We start from the raw sequence: 18,338 nt of genomic DNA on the forward strand, positions 1-18,338 counted from the left end.
TCGGCGAGGGCACACGGAAAGTTACCTCAATAATTGAGATAACGCTATTCTGGGGAGCGTGTCCTCGCCCACCTCCCCGCGCCCGGCCGGCCCGCCGCCGGATCCCGGCACCGACCTGCGCACCCTCGCGGAGCTCCTCCGCCGGATGAACGCCGAACTCGGCCGCGCCACCCGCGACTTCGCCCGCGCGCAGGGCCTGCACCAGTCCGACGTGCAGGCGCTGGCCGCGCTCCTCGACGGCATCGCCACCACGCCCGGCGAGCTGCAGCGGCACCTCGCCCTCACGTCCGGGGCGATCAGCGCGTGCCTCCGGCGGCTGGAGCGCGGCGGCCACATCGAGCGGGTCCGCGACCCGGACGACGCGCGGATCGTCCGGCTCCGGTACACCGAGTCCGGGCGCGCCCTCGCCCGCGAGCACTTCCGGCCGCTCGCCCGCACGACCGAGGACGTCCGCCGCGGCTTCGACGAGACCGAACTGCACACGATCGTCCGGTTCCTCACGGAGCTGTCCCACGGGCTCGGCGACGACCGGCATGCTCCCTAGCGCGGGGCGCCGGGTCTCCCGATCGTCGGTCGCGTCTCGGACGGGCCGACGGTATCGGCGGTCCGCCCCCTGATCGATATCCGATGGTTCGGAACTGCCCAGAAAACAGGCGGTTATTCGTGGGCCATTTCAGGAAAAGGCACGACGCGGCATCTATGCAGGTCAGAAGCCATTTCGACCGCCAAATTGCGTAGGCTCGCGGCGTTCAGCAAACTGGCGTCGAAGATCTCCCGCCCCCCGACCGTGCGCGAATGCGCACTTCAAGGAGACGTTCCTCGGTGAAGTTCAGCTACGCCATGCTCCCCGACCACCCGGTCGCGGAGTCGCTGGCCTCCATCAAGCTCGCCGACGAGCTCGGCTTCCACGCGGTGTACGCGGCCGACGAGCCGTGGCACAAGGACCTGTGGCTGCTGTTCGCCGCCGCCGCGGCGAGCACCTCGCAGATCCGCATGGGCCCGTCGGTGTCCGCGGTCACCCTGCGCGAGCCGTCCCTGATCGCGCAGGCCGCCGCGACCCTCGACGAGCTCACCGGCGGCCGCGCCGAGGTCGTCCTCGGCAGCGGCAACTTCGGGGTGCTCGCCCAGTACAAGATCGACTGGGCGCGGACGAAGCCGCTCACCCGGGTGAAGGAGGCCGTCGCGGTCGTCCGGACCCTGCTGGACGAGGGCACCATCACCCGCGACGGCGAGTTCTACTCCTACGACGGCCTGTTCACCTTCGCCCGCCCCGTCCAGGAGCGGCTGCCCGTGAAGATCGGCGCGATGCGCGGGCCGAAGTCGTTCGAGGCGGCCGGCGAGCTGTCCGACGGCGTGCACCACGCGCTCAGCTACTCGCGCGGCGCCTACGAGTACGCGGTCGAGCACTTCCGGGCGGGCGCCGAGCGCGCGGGCAAGGACTGGCGGTCGCTGGACGTCGGAGCCTGGGTGGTGTTCGCGGTCGGTCCGGACTCGGCGGCGGCGAAGGAGGCGGCCCGCAGCATGGTCGGGCTGTACGCGTCGGCGATGCCGCCCGAGCAACTCGAGCGCAACGGCGTCGACCCGGCGGACATGGCCCCGATCATCGAGGCCATCGGCGCGGGCGACCTCGCCAAGGGCATCGAGCTGACCACGCCCGAGATCACCGAGAAGCTGTCCCTGGCGGGCACCCCGGACGAGGTCCGCGCCCGGATCGAGAGCGACATCGCCCCGACCGGGGTCAACCACATGATCTGCGCGATCACGGACCCCGTCCTGGTGAAGTCCTTCACCGGCCGCGACCTCACCGGCGTCCCCGGCGTGGACGGCCAGCTCCGCCTGATCCACGAGCACCTGATGCCCGCGTTCGCGTGACCGCGGGCCCCGGTGCCGGCACCGGCACCGGGGGCTCCGGGTCCTCCTCCGGCGGCGTGCGCCGGAGGAGGACTCCGAGGGCGGGCGGCCGGTCAGGCGAACCGCCGGCCGGGGGCGGCGGCCAGCGCGCCGAGGTCGACGGGGCCGCCCGTCCGGAGACCTGCGGCGTCGACGGCGCGCCGGACGGTCTCGCCGGCCTCGTCGAAGTGGGCCTGCTCCAGCTCGAAGGTCGGGCTGGCGTGGCACCCCTCCTCGGCGAGGACCGGGTCCGGGTGCGGGTTGCGGTACATCCACCGGGCCCGGTCGCGCAGTTCGAGCATGGTGGGAACGGCCAGCGCCATGTGGCGCGGGCGGCCGTTGAAGGCCGAGTGCAGGAAACCGAGCAGCTTCGCGTAGCAGGTGTTGAACTCGACGGCCTCCCGGTAGACGGCGCTCGTCGCCTCGTACTCCCGGTAGTCCTCCACCTTCGAGTCCCCGTGGATGGGGTAGGTCTCGTCCCAGTCGACGTCCAGCAGCGGGCCGCTGGGCGGGGTGGACGGGAGGTCGTGCGGCCCGTAGCTCCGCCCGGTGTAGATCTCGTTGAACCGGAAGTAGTGGGCGAGCTGGCGCTGCTCCCCGAAGACGCGGTCGTCGTCGGTGAAGATCGTGTCGTCGGTACCCTCCCCCTGGTCGCCGATCACCTCGATCGCCTTCAGCGCCGTGGGAAGGCCGGTGACGGCGAACGCCTCGCCGCCGGAGTTGTAGAAGTCCTCGGGGCCGACCTGCCTGCGGGCGTCGCCGGTGAAGACCGCCGCCGGTCCGTGCGCGTCGACGAGGGCGACCAAGCCGCGCCGGATCGCGTCGTAGAACTGGCCGATGGACGTCCACCCGGGATCGCCGCCCGGGTCCGGGAGGAGCGACCGGGGCTTCTCGATTCGCAGGAACGTCTCGAGCGCCTCCGGGGAGAAGTGCCGCAGCCCGATGTCCGGGATCGTCCCGCTGCTGAACGGCAGCCTGGCCGGGTACTCGGAGACGAACTCGGGATGCGCCACGTTCGGCTCGCCGCCGACCGCGTTGAGCAGGTTCGCGGCCAGCGTCATGTGCAGCATCTCCTCCAGCACGACGCCGCGGAGGGTGAAGGAGGCCCGGCGGTTCGTCCCCGCGCGGATCGTGTACATCCCGGTCATGTAGACGGGGATCGTGAGGTGCTCCACCTCGATGGCGGCCTGCAGGTACGTCCGCAGCTCCGGGACGGTCTCGGGGATCTTGAAGCCCTGGGCGTGCAGGGCGCGGGCGGTGATCACGATGTCGCCTCCTGCCGGGCGGCGGGGTCCCGCGGGGCCGGGCCCCGCACGGCGACGGGCCGGTGCAGGTCGGCCAGCTGCCGGTCGATGCGGTCGGCGCTGCGCAGCGCCAGCGCCGCCATGGTGACCGTGGGGTTGCTGGTGCCGATGGACGGCATCGAGCCGCAGCCCGCGGCGTAGAGGTTGGGGTGGTCGTGGGTGCGCTGGTAGGAGTCCACGACCGAGGTGTTCGGGTCGGTGCCCATGATGTGGGTGCCGGCGCCGTGGCCGGCGCCGCGGTACGCCAGGTGCACCTCCCGGCCGCCGTAGGTGCGGGTCAGGTGGCCGATGGGCGGGACGCCGTCCTGCGGGCGGTAGGTGGTGAAGTCGGTCGCGCCGAGCCGCGCGAAGATCGCGCGGGCCACGTGCCGGGCCGCGACCATGCCGTCGCGGACGTGGCCGTCGAGGTCGTAGGCGATGACCGGGCGGGGGTTGCCCATGGGGTCCCGGTACCGGCGCGGGTCGATCGTGACGCGGTTGGCCGGGTCGGCGGACTGCTCGATCGCGATCTGCAGCTGGAGCTGCCGCCCGATCACCGAGCCCAGCAGCCGGCGCAGCTCGGGCCCGAACGTGCGGTCCGGCCGCACCTCGCCGTCCGCCGTGCCGCCGACGCCCAGCGCGGCGGCGACGTTGCTCATCGGCGCCCCGGTCGCCCAGCTCCACCCCCAGTTGCTCAGCTCGATCCGGAACGGGGCCCGCGCGCGGCGGGCGTCGCCGAAGCGGAACACCTCCACGCCGGACGTGTGGCCGGGACCGCGGTAGGGGCCGACGGGGCCGTCCGCCTCGGCGCCGAGCGCCCACGCCAGCATGGTGGGGTGGTCCATCAGGTTCCGGCCGACCTGGCCGCTGGTGGCGGCGAGTCCGGAGAACAGCAGCAGGCGGGCGTTCTCGACGGCGTGCGCGGCGAGCACGACGATGTCGGCCTCCGCGGTGTACGGCTCGCTGACCGGCGTGGCCGGGTCGCCGTAGGAGCGGTACTCCACGCCCCGGACCGTCCCGCCGCGCCCCCGGAGCACGCGCGTGACGACGGAGCGCGTCGCGAGGGTCACGTTGCCGCCGAACCCCGCCTGCACCCGCAGCGGGGACGACTTCGCCTGGACCGGGCAGATCGGGACGCAACTGGCGTTGCCCACGCAGCGCTCGCCGTAGTTCGGCAGCCCGGACGCACCCGCGGGCCGGTACCCCCGGCCGCCGTCGTACGCCGGGTCGGGAGTGCTGTTGCGGGCCTGCGGCAGGGCGGTCACCCGCAGCTCGCCGGCCTGCCCGCCCACCGGTTCCGTGACGACGTGGCCGTCGAGCCGCTCGGCGCAGTAGCGGTCGATGTAGCTGGGCGGGACGGTGTGCATCGGGTAGACGTACGCGGGGTCGCCCACCACGCCGAGCCGGCGCTGCTCCGCGGCGTCCCCCGCCACGCCCATCTCCCGCTCGGCCCGCGCGTAGTAGGGCTGCAGGTCCGCGGCGGTGAGGGGCCAGTCGCGCCCGTAGCCGTACGCGGTCCGCACGCGGAAGTCGTCGGGGTGCATGCGCGGGACGGCGCCCAGCCAGTGCATGCCCGCGCCGCCGAGCGCGCGCAGGTAGTCGGTGCCGTAGGGAAGCGGGCCCTCCTGGACGAAGTACCCGTCCGCCGTGAACTCCTTCCCGCCGGGTTCCGCGGCGCGGACCGGCGCCATGTCCAGGACGTCGGGGGACGGCACGGCCTTGTTGGGGCGGTACGCCGAGTTCGGCACCTTCGCGACGGCCGAGTAGAACGTGTCGAGGGAGTCCAGGTAGCCGGGCCAGGTCTCGGTGCCGCCGCCGCCGGCCTCCAGGACCAGCACGTCCCAGCCCTTCTCGCCGAGCCGCCGGGCGATGAGGCTGCCGGCCCAGCCGGCTCCGACGACGACGGCGTCGTAGTGGCGGCGGGCCGCCGCCGCGGGCGGCACGGTCGGTGGCGCCGTCATGTGTCGTCTCCCGGCATCTCGTCTCCCGGCGCGTCGGCCGCGGTCGGGACGGTGGACGGTGCGGTGCCGCGCGCGAGCAGCGGGCCGGGGAGCTTGGCGGCGGGCACCGCCTCCCCTGCGGCTCCCTCGCCGGCCTCTTCGGCGGCCTCTTCGGGGGGCGCGTCCGTCCCCGCCTCGCGCCGCAGTTCGGCGAGCGTGCGCGGGCGCGGCGGACGCACGCTCCACGTCCCGTACCCGGGCGGCGCGGCCCCGGCGGGATGTCCGTCGAACGTGCGCCACACCAGGCCCTCGGTGTAAGCGGCGGGGGCGGCGACGAACTCGACGTTGGCCTTCTCCCGCCGCAGGGCGGCGTGCGCGGCCGGCGCCATCCGCGGCCACGCGCCCGTGTACCAGAGGTAGGTCACCGCGCGGGCGATCTCCAGGTGCGTCGGGGAGAGCGCCTCCGGTCCCCCGCCCGCCTCGACGGCGGCGGCCCACGCGCGCAGGAACCCGGCGAAGTGCTCCTCCCCCACCTGCGCGCGGGCGGTGTCCAGATAGAGCTCCGCCATGCCGGTCCCGTAGAGGTCGTACTCGGCGAAGCCGGTGAGGGGTACGCACGATCGGACGAACTCGCGCGCGTCCGCGGAGATGGCCATGTCGCCCCGCCTTCTCGCTCGTTCATTTCGGGCACGTTCCGAAGATCAGCCTAGAGTCGCCGATCGACTACCTAAAGTCACATTCCCCTTGCCTGGCGGCTGCACATGCGGCCCCACCCCCATCCGCACCCTCGCACCTGCGGAAACGAAGACGCACCTCGTCGACTCCCCAGACGCCGCGGGAAACCCAGTCGATCGATTGACCGATTCGAAGATGACGGCCTGCCGGGCGTGGGGGCGCGCGCCGTCACCACCCTGGCGTTCGCGCCGGTCAGGGCCGCCAGCGCGCCCCCGAACGCCACTGCCGGCCCGGTGTCCATGGTGTCCTGGGTCGTGGTGCCGCAGTGCACCCGCCCGTCACCGTGCGGACGGGGATCCATCGCGTTGTGCGATCAATCCGATGAACAACATGTGTTGGACTCATCGATAGTCCGTCCCCGAGGCTGGCGGCATGACGACGAGATCCCATCCGGGCGGAGCGCTGCCGCGCGGGCTGCTCCTGCTCATGTCGACGGCGACCGGGCTGGCGGTCGCGGGCAACTACTTCGCGCAGCCGCTGCTCGACCTGATCGCCCGCGAACTGGCGATCGGGACCTCCCTCGCGGCGCTGGTCGTGACCGCCGCGCAGGGCGGGTACGCGCTGGGGCTGGTCCTGCTCGTCCCGCTCGGCGACCTGCTGGAGCGGCGGCGGCTGGCGGTGTCGCTGTACGCGGCGACCGCGCTGTTCCTACTGGTGTCGGCCGCCGCCCCCAACGGCACGGTGCTGCTGGCGAGCACGGCGCTGACCGCGCTGACCTCGGTCGGCGCGCAGGTCGTGGTGCCGTTCGCGGCGACGCTGGCCGCCCCGGCCGAGCGCGGCCGGGTGGTCGGGACGGTGATGACCGGCCTGATGCTCGGGCTGCTGCTGGCGCGCACCGCGTCCGGAGCGCTGTCGGAGCTGGGCGGCTGGCGGACGGTCTACTGGGTGAGCGCGATCCTGATGGCGCTGATGGCAGTGCTGCTGCACCGCTTCCTGCCCCGGCTCGGCGGCGGCGGCGAACGGCCGTCCTACCCGGGGCTGCTGCGCTCGACGGCCGCGATGTTCCGGTACGAGCCCCTGCTGCGGTGGCGGGCGGGAATGGCCGCGCTGAGCCTCGCCTCGTTCAGCGTGCTGTGGACGGCGCTGACGTTCCTGCTGGTGCGGGCGCCGTACGGCTGGTCGGAGTCGGCCATCGGCCTGTTCGGGCTGGTCGGCGCCGCCGGCGCGCTGACCGCCACGGTGGCGGGACGGCTGGCCGACCGCGGGCACGTCCAGCGGGTCTCCGGCGCCGGCGCCCTCCTCCTGCTCGCCTCATGGCCGCTCATCGCCGCCGGGGCGGACGCGCTCGCCTGGCTGCTCGCGGGCGTGATCGTCCTGGACCTGGCGCACCAGGCGGTGCTGAACAGCGGCCAGAACGTCCTGTACGCTCTGCGGCCCGAGGCCCGCAACCGCATCAACTCCGCGTTCATGACCTCCATGTTCCTGGGCGGCGCGGCGGGCTCCGCGCTGACCTCGGCGGTCTGGGTGCACGGCGGCTGGACGGGCGTGTGCGCCCTGGGCACCGCGCTGTCCGCCGGCACCGTCGTGCTCTGGGTCCTGGAGCGCCTCACCGTCCGCCGGGCCGCCGCCGCGAAACCGGAGAGCGATCCGACCCGCGTCCCCGCCCTCACCGCCACCGCCGAAGGAGAATGAGCATGCCGCGCACCGTACTGATCACCGGAGCGACCGGAACCGTGTCCACCGCGCTGCTGGACGCGCTCGCGGGAGCCGGCGTGCGCCTGCGCGCGCTCGTCCGCGACCCGGCCGGGGCAGACGGCCCGCGGGCGCGGGGGGCCGAGGTCGTCGCCGGCGATCTCGGCGACCCCCGGTCCCTGCAGCGCGCCTTCGAGGGCGTGCAGGACGTGTGGCTGCTCGTCCCGAACGGGCCGCGCACCCCGGAGCACAGCTCGAACGCGGTGTGGGCCGCGCGGCGGGCCGGCGCCGAACGCGTCGTGCGCCTGTCCGTCGTCGGCGCGGCGCACGACGCGCCGAACCGCAGCGGCAGGCTGCACGCGCTGTCCGACCGCGAGACCGAGCGGTGCGGCATGCGCTGGACGATCCTGCGGCCGCACTGGTTCATGCAGAACCTGCTGAACGAGGCGGCCGACATCGCCGCCACGGGCCGGTTCTCCCTGAACATGGCGTCGGCGCGGGTCGGCATGATCGACGCCCGCGACATCGCCGAGTGCGCCGCCCGCGTGCTCCTGGACGACCCGGACCGCCACCACGGCGAGACGTACACGCTCACCGGCCCGAGCCCACTGACGTTCGACGAGGTCGCCGAGCGGGCGGGCCGCGCCCTCGGCCGGCCCGTCGCGTACGTGCCGGTCGGCGACGACGCCAAGCGGAAGGCCCTGCTCGGCCACGGGGTCCCGGTCTGGATCGTGGACATGCTCGAGGAGTACGCGCGGGCGTACGCCTCCGGCTGGGGCGACTTCACCACCGGCACGGCCGCCGAGCTCCTCGGCCGTCCCCCGCGCGACGTCGCGGACTTCGTCCGCGACCACGCGGCGGCGTTCGGCGGGACCGGGCGCGGCTGAGGGCGGCCCTCCGCGGGCGGTGCGCGGGCGGCCGTCCAGGGCGGTCAGCCGTCCAGCAGGCCGCGCATGCGCTCGATCTCGGCCGCCTGGGTGGACTGGACGTCGCGGGCCATCTCCTGGACCGTGACGTCCGTCCCCTTGTCCAGGACGTCGTCGACCATCGTGATCGCGCCCTGGTGGTGGGTGATCATCAGCTGCAGGAAGAGCTCGTCGAACGCCGCGCCGGTCGAGCCCCGCAGCCGCTCGAGCTGCCGCGGCGTGGCCATCCCCGCCATGTCCCCGGCGGTGTGCCGCCCGCCGTGGCCGTCGCCGTGCGCCTTCAGGACGGCCTCGGGGTTCTCGTCGAGCCACGAGCGCATCGCGTCGATCTCGACCTTCTGCGCCGCCTCGATGCGGGAGGCCAGCGACCGCACCCGCTCGTCGGACGCCCGGGACGGCGCCAGCCCGGACATCTCGAGCGCCTGCGCGTGGTGCGGGATCATCATCTGGACGAACCGGACCTCGGCCGCCGTCGGCGGCGCCGCCTCGCTCGGGCCCGCGACCCGGGTCTCGTTCGGGTCGCCCGGACGGTCCGGGACCAGCACGGTCCGCTTCGGCGCAGGCTCGGGCCCGTCCTCGCCGCCGAAGAACGCCACGGCCCCGGCGGCCAGCAGGACCACCGCGCACGCCACCAAGATCCGTTGCCGCATCGAACCTCCCGATTCCAGCCCGAACCGTACCCACTGAGTGGTCAGTACCAAAAGGTCGTTTGATCTCTAGAGGCTTACATTTGCGTTCAGACCTAGGCATGGACTCCATATCGCTAGATACTCCGGAAGATCAGATCCTGTACACCGGGGGCGTGTAGACAAAGGAGTCATGGGGTGGCGCAAGTTCCCAAGCGAAGAACCGGACGCAGAACCCTCGTCGGCACCGTTTCGGCCCTCCTGCTGGTGATGTCGGCCGTGCTCGTCCCGTCGGCCTCGGCCGACGGCGCTCCGGGCCGGGACGACATCGACAAGAGCCGGAACATGCATCTCGTGGCGAACATCCCCAAGCAGGGGCCGCTCGCCGCTCCCAACGCCTACGGCTCGGACTGGGCCTTCCAGGGCCGCTACGCCTTCGGCGGCAACTACGAGGGCTTCACGGTCTACGACATCAGCCGGCCCACGCGGCCGAAGGTCGTCACGGTCGTGCACTGCCCGGGTTCCCAGAACGACGTGTCGATCTCGGGGAACCTGCTGTTCCTGTCGACGGACAGCTCGCGGAGCGACGACTCGTGCCGGTCCGTGCCCAAGCCCGCGACCGAGAAGTCGGCGTGGGAGGGCATCAAGATCTTCGACATCAGCGACGTGCGCAACCCGCGCTACGTCAAGGCCGTCGAGACCAAGTGCGGCTCCCACACCAACACCCTCGTCCCGGGCAAGCGGGGCACGGCGTACATCTACGTGTCCTCGTACTCCCCGAGCGACACGTATCCGGACTGCCGGACCCCGCACGACCTCATCTCGGTCGTGAAGGTCCCGCTGAAGAATCCGCGCGCGGCGCACGTGGTGGCCGAGCCGGTGCTGTTCCCGGACGGCGGCAACCCCGGTGACCCGCCGGGCACGCCGTGGCCGAACGAGACCCGCGCCACGTCCGGCTGCCACGACCTCACCGCCTACCCGGACAAGGACCTGATGGCCGGGGCCTGCATGGGCGACGGCGTACTGTTCGACATCTCCGACCCGGTCAGGCCGCGCACCATCACCACCGTGCGCGACGACGAGAACTTCGCGTTCTGGCACTCGGCGACGTTCAACAACCGCGCCAACAAGATCGTCTTCACCGACGAGCTGGGCGGCGGTTCCGCCGCCACCTGCAACGCCGAGGTGGGCCCGGAGAAGGGCGCCAACGCGATCTACGACATCGTCGGCAAGGGCGACAAGCGGAAACTGAAGTTCCGCAGCTACTTCAAGATCCCGCGCCACAACACCGACAGCGAGAACTGCGTGGCCCACAACGGCTCGCTGATCCCGGTGAAGGGCAAGGACATCATGGTGCAGTCCTGGTACCAGGGCGGCATCTCGGTCATGGACTTCACCGACTCGCGGAACCCGAAGGAGATCGCCCACTTCGACCGCGGCCCGTGGGCGGACGACCTGAGCGTCCTGGCCGGGACGTGGTCGACGTACTACTACAACGGCTACATCTACTCCAACGGCATCCAGCGGGGCCTGGACGTCATCGACATCCGCGACCGCCGCACCGACAAGGCCAAGCGGGTCCGGCTCGACGAGCTGAACGCCCAGTCGCAGCCGAACTACTTCGACTGACCTGACGGGACGGGCCCCGGCCTCGCCGAGCACGGCTCGGCGGGGGCGGGGACCGTTTCGCGTCCGGGGACGGCCCGGGCGGGCCGCCCCGTCCGCCTCGTTCGTCCGGCTCGCCCGTCCGGCTCAGCCGTCCGCCTTGCGGGGCCCGGTGAAGCCGAACAGGTACCCGGCGACCTTGCGCATCTGGATCTCCTCGGCGCCCTCGGTGATCCGGTAGCGCCGGTGGTGGCGGTAGATGTGCTCGAACGGCGTGTGCCGCGTGTAGCCGAGGCCGCCGTGCACCTGCATCGCGCGGTCGGCCGCCTCGCAGACGAACCGGTTGGCGCGGTAGTTGCACATCGACACCCGGTCGCTGATCTCCATGTGCGGGAGGCGGTCCAGCTCCCACGCGGTCTTGCGGACCAGGCCGCGGAGCATCTCCGCCTCGGTCTGCAGCTCCACCAGGGGCCACTGGATCGCCTGCCGCGTCGCCAGCGGGCGGCCGAACGTGGTGCGCCGCCGCGCGTACTCGACGCTGCGGTCGATGCAGTACTGCCCGGCGCCCACACCGGACGCGGCCTGCCGGATGCGGTTCTCGTGCACGAACGTCTGGGCGACGGCGAGGCCCTCGCCCTCCGCGCCGAAGACCGCCGAGTCCGGGACCCGGACGTCGCGCAGGGTGACCTCGGCGTGGTCGGTGGGCATGTTGAGCGTCCACCAGTGGAAGTCGACCGACAGGCCCGGGGTGTCGACCGGGACGATGAAGGCCGTGATGCCGCGCGCGTCGCCGGGCTTCCCGGACGTCCGAGCGAAGACCACGTCGTGGGTGGCGGCGTGCATGCCGGAGTTGAAGCGCTTGGCGCCGTTGATCACCCAGTCGCCGCCGGTGCGGACGGCCGCGGTCTCCATCCACGTCGCGTCGCTGCCGTGGTCGGGTTCGGTGAGCCCGAAGCCGACCCGCTTCCCGCCGGTCAGCATCGGCTCCAGGAACTCCTGCCGCTGCTCGGCGGAGCCGTACTCCAGCATCATGTGGACGAACGGGAAGTTGCCCACGACGGAGGACTCGTTCTGCAGGTCGTTGTGCAGGCCGATCCCCCTGTGCGCGAGGTGCTCGCGGATCACCGCCATGTCGAGGTTGGTGCCGTCCGAGCCGCCCGCCTCCTTCGGCAGGCCGTAGCGCAGCCAGCCCGCGGCGTCGGCGCGCCGGAACATCTCGCCCAGCAGCTCCTCCCACTCGGGGCGCGGGACGCCGCCGTTCTCGAAGTCGGTGCGGGCGTACTCGCGGCGGTGGTCGAAGAACCGCTGGTTGTCGTCCCGCTCCTGGAGCGGCGCGATCTCCCGGTCGATGAAGTCGTCGAGGTCGGCCAGCAGGCGGGTCAGCTTGCCGGGCAGCGCGAAATCCACAAGTCCTCCTGAACGATCGTTCAACCAGCATGGCACCGGCCGCAGCGCCGAGCCAAGAGGAGAGCACGGATGCGCGAGATCCGCTACGCGGTGGACGCCGAGTTCGGGACGCAGGCCGTCGATCGCCGAGGCGTCCCCGTTCGCGCCGGCCCGGACCAAGCGGCTGGTCGTGGAGGGGGCGGCGGCCGGGCTGCGGGACCACGTCCGGGCCACCGGCGAGGCGCTGGCCGAGTGCTTCGGCTCCGCGGACCACGCCGAAGGCGTCGCGGCGTTCCCGGAGAAGCGGCCGCCCCGCTTCACCGGCCGGTGACGCCGGAGCCGTCCCCCGGGTCGCGCGGGAGCCCGGGCCGGTGGCCGACCGTGTCGAGGGCCATCCGCCGGTAGACCGCGGCGACCTCGTCGGGCGTCATCGGCCCCGACTCCCGGAACCAGGTCGCCACCGCCGTGCAGGCGGTGACGATCATCCGGGCGGCCTCCTTGGGGTGCGGGGTGGCGAACGCCCCGCGCACCACCCCGTCCCGGACGACCCGGTCGAACATCCGCTGCTGGGTGTCCCGCTTGGAGATGATCAGCCGCCGGGCCTGCTCGGTGAGGCTGCGCAGCTCGGTGTTGCCGAGCAGGCTCTCGCGGCGGAACCGGGTGTGCGCCAGCACGTGCTGCCCGACGATCGCGCGCAGCCGGTCGGCCGGGTCGTCCCCGGCGTGGAACAGCGCCTCCTCGGTGCTCTCCACCAGCCGGTCCATGCCGCGGTCGAGGATGGTCAGCAGGAGGTCGTGCTTGGAGCCGAAGTGGTGGTAGATCAGGCCGGGGCTGACCCCGGCCGCCTCGGCCAGGTCGCGCACCGAGGTGCCGTGGTAGCCGTGCCGGGCCATGACGTCCACCGCCGCCATGATGATCGCCTCGGCGGCGGGGTCGTCGCCCGCCACCAGCGCGTTGCTCGGCACGCGGCCCGTGCCCGGCCGCTCGCCCTTCCCCGCTGCGCTCACGCCGCCTCCCGCTCCTCGAGCGCCATCCTATCGAGCCCGAACGATCGTTCAGTTCGTCTACAGGAAGGGTCGGCGAGCGAAAGTCAAGCCTTCTGAGGGCCCTGTGATTTCACGCACCGCGACGAACGTTCACTTGAACGGTCGTTTAGCAACGGTCGGACGCGCGCGCCCCGGGCGACGCCGCCGGGCCCGGGTCACGACACGGTTCCGCGGGTCTCGCCGGGTTCGGCGGAGGAGGCTTTGAGGCGGGCGGCGAGCGCCGCGGCCTGGGTGCGGCGGTTCATGCCGAGCTTCGCGAAAATGGTGGAGATGTAGTTCTTGACCGTCTTCTCGGCGAGGAAGAGGCGCTCGCCGATCTGCCGGTTGGTGAGGCCCTCCCCGATGAGCTCCAGGATGTGGCGCTCCTGCTCGGTGAGGCCGTTGAGCGGGTCCTTCTTCTCCTGCCGGTCGCGGATCCGCCGCAGCATGCGGGCGGTGCTGCGCGGGTCGAGCAGCGACTGCCCGGCGGCGACGGTGCGGACGGCGCCGACGAGGTCGGACCCGTGGATCTGCTTGAGGACGTACCCGGACGCTCCGGCCATGACGGCGTCGAAGAGCGCCTCCTCGTCGTCGAAGGAGGTGAGGATGAGGCACGCGGGCGCGTCCTCCCGGGACCGGATGTCCCGGCAGACGCCGACGCCGTCGCCGTCCGGGAGGCGGACGTCCAGCACCGCCACGTCGGGCCGGGCCGCGGGGATCCGCGCCAGCGCCTCGGCGGCCGTCCCCGCCTCGCCGACGATCTCGATGTCGTCCTCGGCGGTCAGCAGCGCCGCGACGCCGCGCCGGACCACCTCGTGGTCGTCCAGCAGGAACACCCGGATCGTCCCCGCGCCCTCGGGCTCCTGGCCGGTCATCGCACATCCCCCGTCTCTCCGGTGTCGATCGGACGTTACCCCGTGGCGGTCGGTGCCGCGACGGCGGCCGGGGAGCCCGGCGCCGAGCCGTCCGGGATACTGGGTTCATGGCCGATGCATCCCGAACTGGCGCGGATCGGGCGAGGCTCGTTCTCCCGCAGCTGCACCTCGACGAGCTGCTGAGCGAGCTGCAGACGCGGCTGGAGGCCGCGCGGGCGACGCGCGACCGGGTGCACGCGCTGCTGGAGGCGGTCGTCTCGATCGGCAGCGACCTGGCGCTGGAGACCGTGCTGCGGCGGATCATCGAGGCCGCGACGACCCTGGTCGACGCGCGGTACGGCGCGCTGGGCGTGATCGGCGACGACCGCGAGCGGCTGGTGCGGTTCGTGACGGTCGGCGTGAGCGGCGGGAAGATCGAGGAGATCGGGGACTGGCCGGACGGGCACGGCATCCTCGGCCTGCTGATCAAGGACCCGCGCCCGATCCGGCTCGCGGACCTCGAGGAGCACCCGGAGTCCTTCGGGATCCCGCCGGGCCACCCGCCGATGCACTCCTTCCTCGGGGTGCCGATCCGGGTGCGGGACGAGGTGTTCGGCAACCTCTACCTGACCGAGAAGGCGGGCGGCGGCGCGTTCGAGGACGAGGACGAGGTGGTGGTGACGGCGCTCGCGACGGCCGCGGGCGTCGCCATCGAGAACGCGCGGCTGTACGAGGAGACGCGGCGGCGGGAGCGGTGGCTGGAGGCGTCCACCGAGATCTCCACCGCGCTGCTGTCCGGCACCGACCCGCACGAGGTGACCGCGCTGGTGGCGCGGCGCGCCGGGGAGATCGCCGGCGCCGGGCTGGCCGCGGTGGCGCTGGCCGCCGAGGACGGGCGGTCCCTGCTGGTCGAGGCCGCGCACGGCGCGGACGCCGAGCGCCTGGTGGGGCTGCGCGTGCCGCTGGACCACCCGGTGGCCGGGCCGGTCTTCGCGGACGGGACGGCGCGGCGGCTCGGCGACGGGGCCGCCGCCGCGGGCGGGACGGAGCCGCCGCTGCCGGTCCCCCTCGGGCCGCTGCTGGCGGTGCCGCTGGGCGTCGGCGCGTCGGCGCGCGGGGTGATCGCGGTGGTGAACCCGCCGGGCGGCGCGACGTTCTCGGACGGGACGCAGCGGCTGCTGGAGGCGTTCGCCGGGCAGGCGGCGATGGCGCTGGAGCTGGCGGACCGCCGCCGGGACGCCGAGCGGCTGGCGCTGCTGGAGGACCGCGACCGGATCGCCAAGGACCTGCACGACACGGTGATCCAGCGGCTGTTCGCCACCGCGATGACGCTGATGGCCGCGACGAAGATCACCCAGAAGCGGGAGGTCCGGGTCCGGATCGAGCGGGCGGTGGACGACCTGGACGGCACCATGCGGCAGATCCGGTCGACGATCTTCGCGCTGCAGGCGCCCGCCGACGACGCGTCGCTGCGGGGCCGGGTGCACGAGCTGGTTGACGCCGCCGCGGAGCAGCTCGGGTTCGCCCCGTCCGTGCGGCTGGACGGGCTGCTGGACACCGCGGTCGACGACGACATCGGCGAGCACCTGCTGGCCGTCGTCCGGGAGGCGCTGTCCAACGCGGCGCGGCACGCGCACGCGTCGCGGGTCGACGTGGCCGTCGACGTGGACGACGCGGTGACGCTGCTGGTGGAGGACAACGGTGTCGGCCTCCCCCAGGGCGGGCGCCGCAGCGGCCTCCGCAACATGGCCGAGCGCGCCGCGGGCCTGGGCGGCTCGTTCACCGCCGGGCCGCGCGCGGACGGCGGGACGGCGCTCGTGTGGCGCGTCCCGCTGCGGGACGGCTGAACCGGCTCACGGGCCGATGCGGTGGTCGTCGAAGCGGGCCCACGCGGCGTCCCACATGCCGCGGCGGATCCGGTCGTAGCGGCGCCGCGCCAGGAGGTAGGCGCCCAGCAGCGGCGCGCCGACGGCGGCGACGGCCCCGGCCCCGGCCGCCGCGGCGGCGAAGCGGGTCTCCGCCCGTGTGCGCGGCGGAACCGCCGACACCGTGTCCCCCGCGCCCACCCAGACGGCGACCCGCTCCCCTTCCGCGCGGTCGCGCCCCGTCGTGTGAACGCCGGTGCGCCGCGTCCCGTCCGGCCCGGTCCACGCCACGGTGACCCGGTGCCGGCCCCGCGAGTCCGCGACCCGCACCACGGTGGCGTCCACCCGCCGCCAGGCGGACGCCCCGTGCCGCTCGGCCCGCACGCCGGACTCGTGGACGGCGCCGGCGACCGGCGCGCCGAGGACCGGGGCCGCCACGAGGAAGATCCCGAGCAGCGCGAGGCCGAGCCTCCACTGGGCGCGGTCCACGTAGCGGCGCAGGTCGTTGCGGTCGAAGCCGCAGCGGCGGCGCCACCGGTCCAGGCGCGCTGCCGGTCTCATCACGCGTTCCCCTTCCCGCTCGCCTGACGCGACGTTAAGCACCGGAGCCGCGCGCGGTGCAGGGGCCGAAGGCTTCCGATCACGGGCCGTTGGGCCCTTTACACGGCCGGGCGCGGCCCCCTTCCCCGTTCCGGCGGCGGAAGTCCCTGCCGGGAAGGGCCCTTCGGCCCTGGGCCGGCGCCCCGCACGGCGGTGGGATGGCGCTCCGAGCACCGGCGGACGACAGGTGGGAAGGGAAGGGGGCGGTCCGGATGAGCACGGTGGCCGGTGCGGACCTCGCGTCCGCACCGTTTTTCGGCGACATGCGCGGCGCCGACCTGGACAGGCTGGCGTCGGCGGCCAGGCGCGTCGCGTTCCCGGCCGGGCGGCGGTTCTTCCGCGAGTCCGATCCGGCGGACCGGTTCTGGCTCGTGCTGGACGGGCGCGCGGCCGTCGACCTGCACGTGCCCGGGCGCGGGCCCGTCGTCCTGGAGGCCTTCGGGGCCGGGGCCGTCCTCGGCTGGTCGTGGCTGTTCCGCCCGCACCGGTGGCGGTTCGGCGGCGTCGCCGCCGCGCCGACCCGGGCGGTCGAGTTCGACGGGCGCCTGGTCCGGACGCTCTGCGCGGTGGACCCCGCGATGGGCCACGCGCTGGCGCGCCGCTTCGCCGAACTGGCCGTCGAGCGGCTGGAGACGGCCCGGATCCGGCTGGCCGGTACCGGCCCGGCGGTGAGGGACCCGTGTGGGGACGAAAGTCCCTACTCGGGTACGGGCACCTCCGCGAGGGTGGCGGCGATGGAAGTCGATCGGCGGGACACACGGTGACTGAGATGCGTGATGAGAACGGGCCCGGGTCCGGACGGGCCGTGGTGATGCTCGCGGTGGCCACGGTCGGGTTCGCGGTGAACTTCTGGGCGTGGGCGCTGCTGAGCCCGCTCGGCCCCCGGTTCCAGGACTCGCTGGACCTGTCGTCGTTCGAGCAGTCGCTGCTGGTGGCGGTGCCGGTGGTCGTGGGGTCGGTGGGCCGGATCCCGGTGGGCGCGCTCACCGACCGGTTCGGCGGCCGGGTGATGTTCCCCCTGGTGTCGCTGAGCACGATCGTCCCGGTCCTGTACCTGGGGCTGGCCGGGCAGTCGTCGCTGGCGGCGCTGCTGGTGGGCGGGTTCTTCCTCGGCGTGGGCGGGACGGCGTTCGCGGTGGGGGTCCCGTTCGTGAACGCGTGGTTCCCGCCGGAGCGCCGCGGCATGGCGATCGGGGTCTTCGGCGCGGGCATGGGCGGCACCGCGATCAGCGCGCTGACCACGGTGAACCTGGTCGACGGGTGGGGCGACGCGGCCCCGTTCGCGCTGACCGCCGTCCTGCTGGCGGTCTACGCCGCCGCGGCGTGGCTCCTGCTGCGGGAACCGCCGGAGCGCACCGCGCCGACCGAGCCGATGCTGCGGCGGCTGGCGGCCACCGCCCGGATGGGCGTGACCTGGCAGATGTCGGCGCTGTACGCGGTGACGTTCGGCGGGTACGTGGCGTTCTCGGTGTACCTGCCCACGTACCTGCGGACCGAGTACGGCCTCGAGCAGGGCGACGCGGCGAACCGGACGGCGGGTTTCGTGCTGCTCGCGGTGCTGATGCGCCCGGTGGGCGGCTGGCTGTCGGACCGGTTCGGCGCCGTCCGGGTCCTGACCGGGGCGCTGGCGGTGACGGTGGCGGCCGCGGCGGTGCAGGCGTTCGCGCCCCCGCTGATGCCGGTCGGGACCATCGCGTTCCTCGCGATGGCGGCGGTCCTCGGCGCGGGCAGCGGCGCGACGTTCGCGCTGGTGGCGCGGCTCACGCCGGCGGGCGAGGTCGGCTCGGTCACCGGTGTCGTCGGCGCGGCGGGCGGCCTGGGCGGGTTCGTCCCGCCGCTGGTCATGGGTTCGGTGCACGGCGGCCTCGGCTCGTACGCGGTCGGCCTGCTGCTGCTGGCGGTCGTGGCCGCGGCGGCCGCCGTCTTCACCGGCACGGCCGTCCGGCGCGCCACCACAACGTGAAGCTTGGA

At 73.6% G+C, this 18,338-nt stretch carries 17 protein-coding genes; 9 read left to right on the forward strand and 8 right to left on the reverse strand.

Annotated elements, in window-relative coordinates:
- Positions 1-58 precede the first annotated feature (58 nt).
- Both DMH08_RS03920 and DMH08_RS03925 read left to right on the forward strand, forming a co-directional pair.
- Complete coding sequence (locus tag DMH08_RS03920) at positions 59-544, forward strand: MarR family winged helix-turn-helix transcriptional regulator (RefSeq protein ID WP_064743530.1); 486 nt, start codon at positions 59-61, stop codon at positions 542-544.
- Between the two features lie 278 nt (positions 545-822).
- The gene (locus tag DMH08_RS03925; RefSeq protein ID WP_026401544.1) at positions 823-1,872 is read left to right on the forward strand and encodes an LLM class flavin-dependent oxidoreductase; all 1,050 of its coding nucleotides are present in this window, start codon (positions 823-825) and stop codon (positions 1,870-1,872) included.
- Between the two features lie 92 nt (positions 1,873-1,964).
- Here DMH08_RS03925 and DMH08_RS03930 read toward each other — a convergent pair whose 3' ends face one another.
- Genes DMH08_RS03930 through DMH08_RS03940 form a run of 3 tightly spaced genes read right to left on the reverse strand, consistent with a single transcriptional unit; the run spans position 1,965 to position 5,769 of the window.
- Positions 1,965-3,155 (reverse strand): ferritin-like domain-containing protein, encoded by a 1,191-nt coding sequence (locus tag DMH08_RS03930; protein ID WP_125611757.1) that lies wholly within the window; start codon positions 3,153-3,155, stop codon positions 1,965-1,967.
- Positions 3,152-5,134 (reverse strand): GMC family oxidoreductase, encoded by a 1,983-nt coding sequence (locus DMH08_RS03935; RefSeq protein WP_125611759.1) that lies wholly within the window; start codon positions 5,132-5,134, stop codon positions 3,152-3,154. The genes DMH08_RS03930 and DMH08_RS03935 overlap by 4 nt, the downstream gene beginning before the upstream one ends.
- A complete protein-coding gene (locus DMH08_RS03940) occupies positions 5,131-5,769 on the reverse strand; it encodes a hypothetical protein (protein ID WP_125611761.1) in 639 nt (212 codons plus the stop codon). Before DMH08_RS03940 ends, DMH08_RS03935 begins: the two co-directional genes overlap by 4 nt.
- A gap of 451 nt (positions 5,770-6,220) precedes the next feature.
- On the opposite strand from DMH08_RS03940, the gene DMH08_RS03945 reads away from it, so the two are divergent.
- The gene (locus DMH08_RS03945) at positions 6,221-7,480 is read left to right on the forward strand and encodes an MFS transporter (protein ID WP_199747605.1); all 1,260 of its coding nucleotides are present in this window, start codon (positions 6,221-6,223) and stop codon (positions 7,478-7,480) included.
- A 2-nt stretch (positions 7,481-7,482) separates the two neighbouring features.
- The gene (locus DMH08_RS03950) at positions 7,483-8,367 is read left to right on the forward strand and encodes an SDR family oxidoreductase (protein ID WP_125611763.1); all 885 of its coding nucleotides are present in this window, start codon (positions 7,483-7,485) and stop codon (positions 8,365-8,367) included.
- Positions 8,368-8,411: 44 nt separating this feature from the next.
- Here the strand turns inward: DMH08_RS03950 and DMH08_RS03955 are convergent, their stop codons facing one another.
- Positions 8,412-9,056 carry a DUF305 domain-containing protein gene (locus DMH08_RS03955; protein ID WP_125611765.1) on the reverse strand — a complete coding sequence of 215 codons (645 nt, stop codon included), beginning with the start codon at positions 9,054-9,056 and terminating at the stop codon, positions 8,412-8,414.
- A gap of 246 nt (positions 9,057-9,302) precedes the next feature.
- Between DMH08_RS03955 and DMH08_RS03960 the strand changes: the two genes are divergently transcribed.
- Entirely contained in the window at positions 9,303-10,661 is a 1,359-nt protein-coding gene (locus DMH08_RS03960) for an LVIVD repeat-containing protein (RefSeq protein WP_051300401.1), read from the forward strand.
- Between the two features lie 123 nt (positions 10,662-10,784).
- Here the strand turns inward: DMH08_RS03960 and DMH08_RS03965 are convergent, their stop codons facing one another.
- Complete coding sequence (locus DMH08_RS03965; RefSeq protein ID WP_026401537.1) at positions 10,785-12,044, reverse strand: acyl-CoA dehydrogenase family protein; 1,260 nt, start codon at positions 12,042-12,044, stop codon at positions 10,785-10,787.
- A 169-nt stretch (positions 12,045-12,213) separates the two neighbouring features.
- Here DMH08_RS03965 and DMH08_RS39940 point away from each other — a divergent pair, with 169 nt between their 5' ends.
- Positions 12,214-12,354, forward strand: a complete 141-nt coding sequence (locus tag DMH08_RS39940) for a hypothetical protein (protein WP_157432938.1) — start codon at positions 12,214-12,216, stop codon at positions 12,352-12,354.
- Here the strand turns inward: DMH08_RS39940 and DMH08_RS03970 are convergent.
- Complete coding sequence (locus DMH08_RS03970; protein WP_233617383.1) at positions 12,341-13,030, reverse strand: TetR/AcrR family transcriptional regulator; 690 nt, start codon at positions 13,028-13,030, stop codon at positions 12,341-12,343. The two genes, DMH08_RS39940 and DMH08_RS03970, sit on opposite strands and share 14 nt — an antisense overlap.
- Before the next feature lie 194 nt (positions 13,031-13,224).
- Positions 13,225-13,923: a response regulator transcription factor gene (locus tag DMH08_RS03975; protein WP_125611767.1), complete on the reverse strand. Its 699-nt coding sequence runs from the start codon at positions 13,921-13,923 to the stop codon at positions 13,225-13,227.
- 107 nt (positions 13,924-14,030) lie between these two features.
- Between DMH08_RS03975 and DMH08_RS03980 the strand changes: the two genes are divergently transcribed.
- Positions 14,031-15,749, forward strand: coding sequence for a sensor histidine kinase (locus DMH08_RS03980; protein ID WP_125611769.1), 1,719 nt, complete (start codon positions 14,031-14,033; stop codon positions 15,747-15,749).
- A gap of 6 nt (positions 15,750-15,755) precedes the next feature.
- Here DMH08_RS03980 and DMH08_RS03985 read toward each other — a convergent pair whose 3' ends face one another.
- Entirely contained in the window at positions 15,756-16,328 is a 573-nt protein-coding gene (locus DMH08_RS03985; RefSeq protein WP_125611771.1) for an Rv1733c family protein, read from the reverse strand.
- 251 nt (positions 16,329-16,579) lie between these two features.
- On the opposite strand from DMH08_RS03985, the gene DMH08_RS03990 reads away from it, so the two are divergent.
- Together DMH08_RS03990 and DMH08_RS03995 are read left to right on the forward strand one after the other, a co-directional pair.
- Positions 16,580-17,131, forward strand: coding sequence for a Crp/Fnr family transcriptional regulator (locus DMH08_RS03990; RefSeq protein WP_125611773.1), 552 nt, complete (start codon positions 16,580-16,582; stop codon positions 17,129-17,131).
- A gap of 5 nt (positions 17,132-17,136) precedes the next feature.
- Positions 17,137-18,330 (forward strand): MFS transporter, encoded by a 1,194-nt coding sequence (locus DMH08_RS03995; RefSeq protein ID WP_034517038.1) that lies wholly within the window; start codon positions 17,137-17,139, stop codon positions 18,328-18,330.
- The last annotated feature ends 8 nt before the right edge of the window (positions 18,331-18,338 follow it).

Origin of the sequence: Actinomadura sp. WAC 06369 (assembly GCF_003947565.1) — a bacterium.
Classification (GTDB): domain Bacteria; phylum Actinomycetota; class Actinomycetes; order Streptosporangiales; family Streptosporangiaceae; genus Spirillospora; species Spirillospora rifamycini.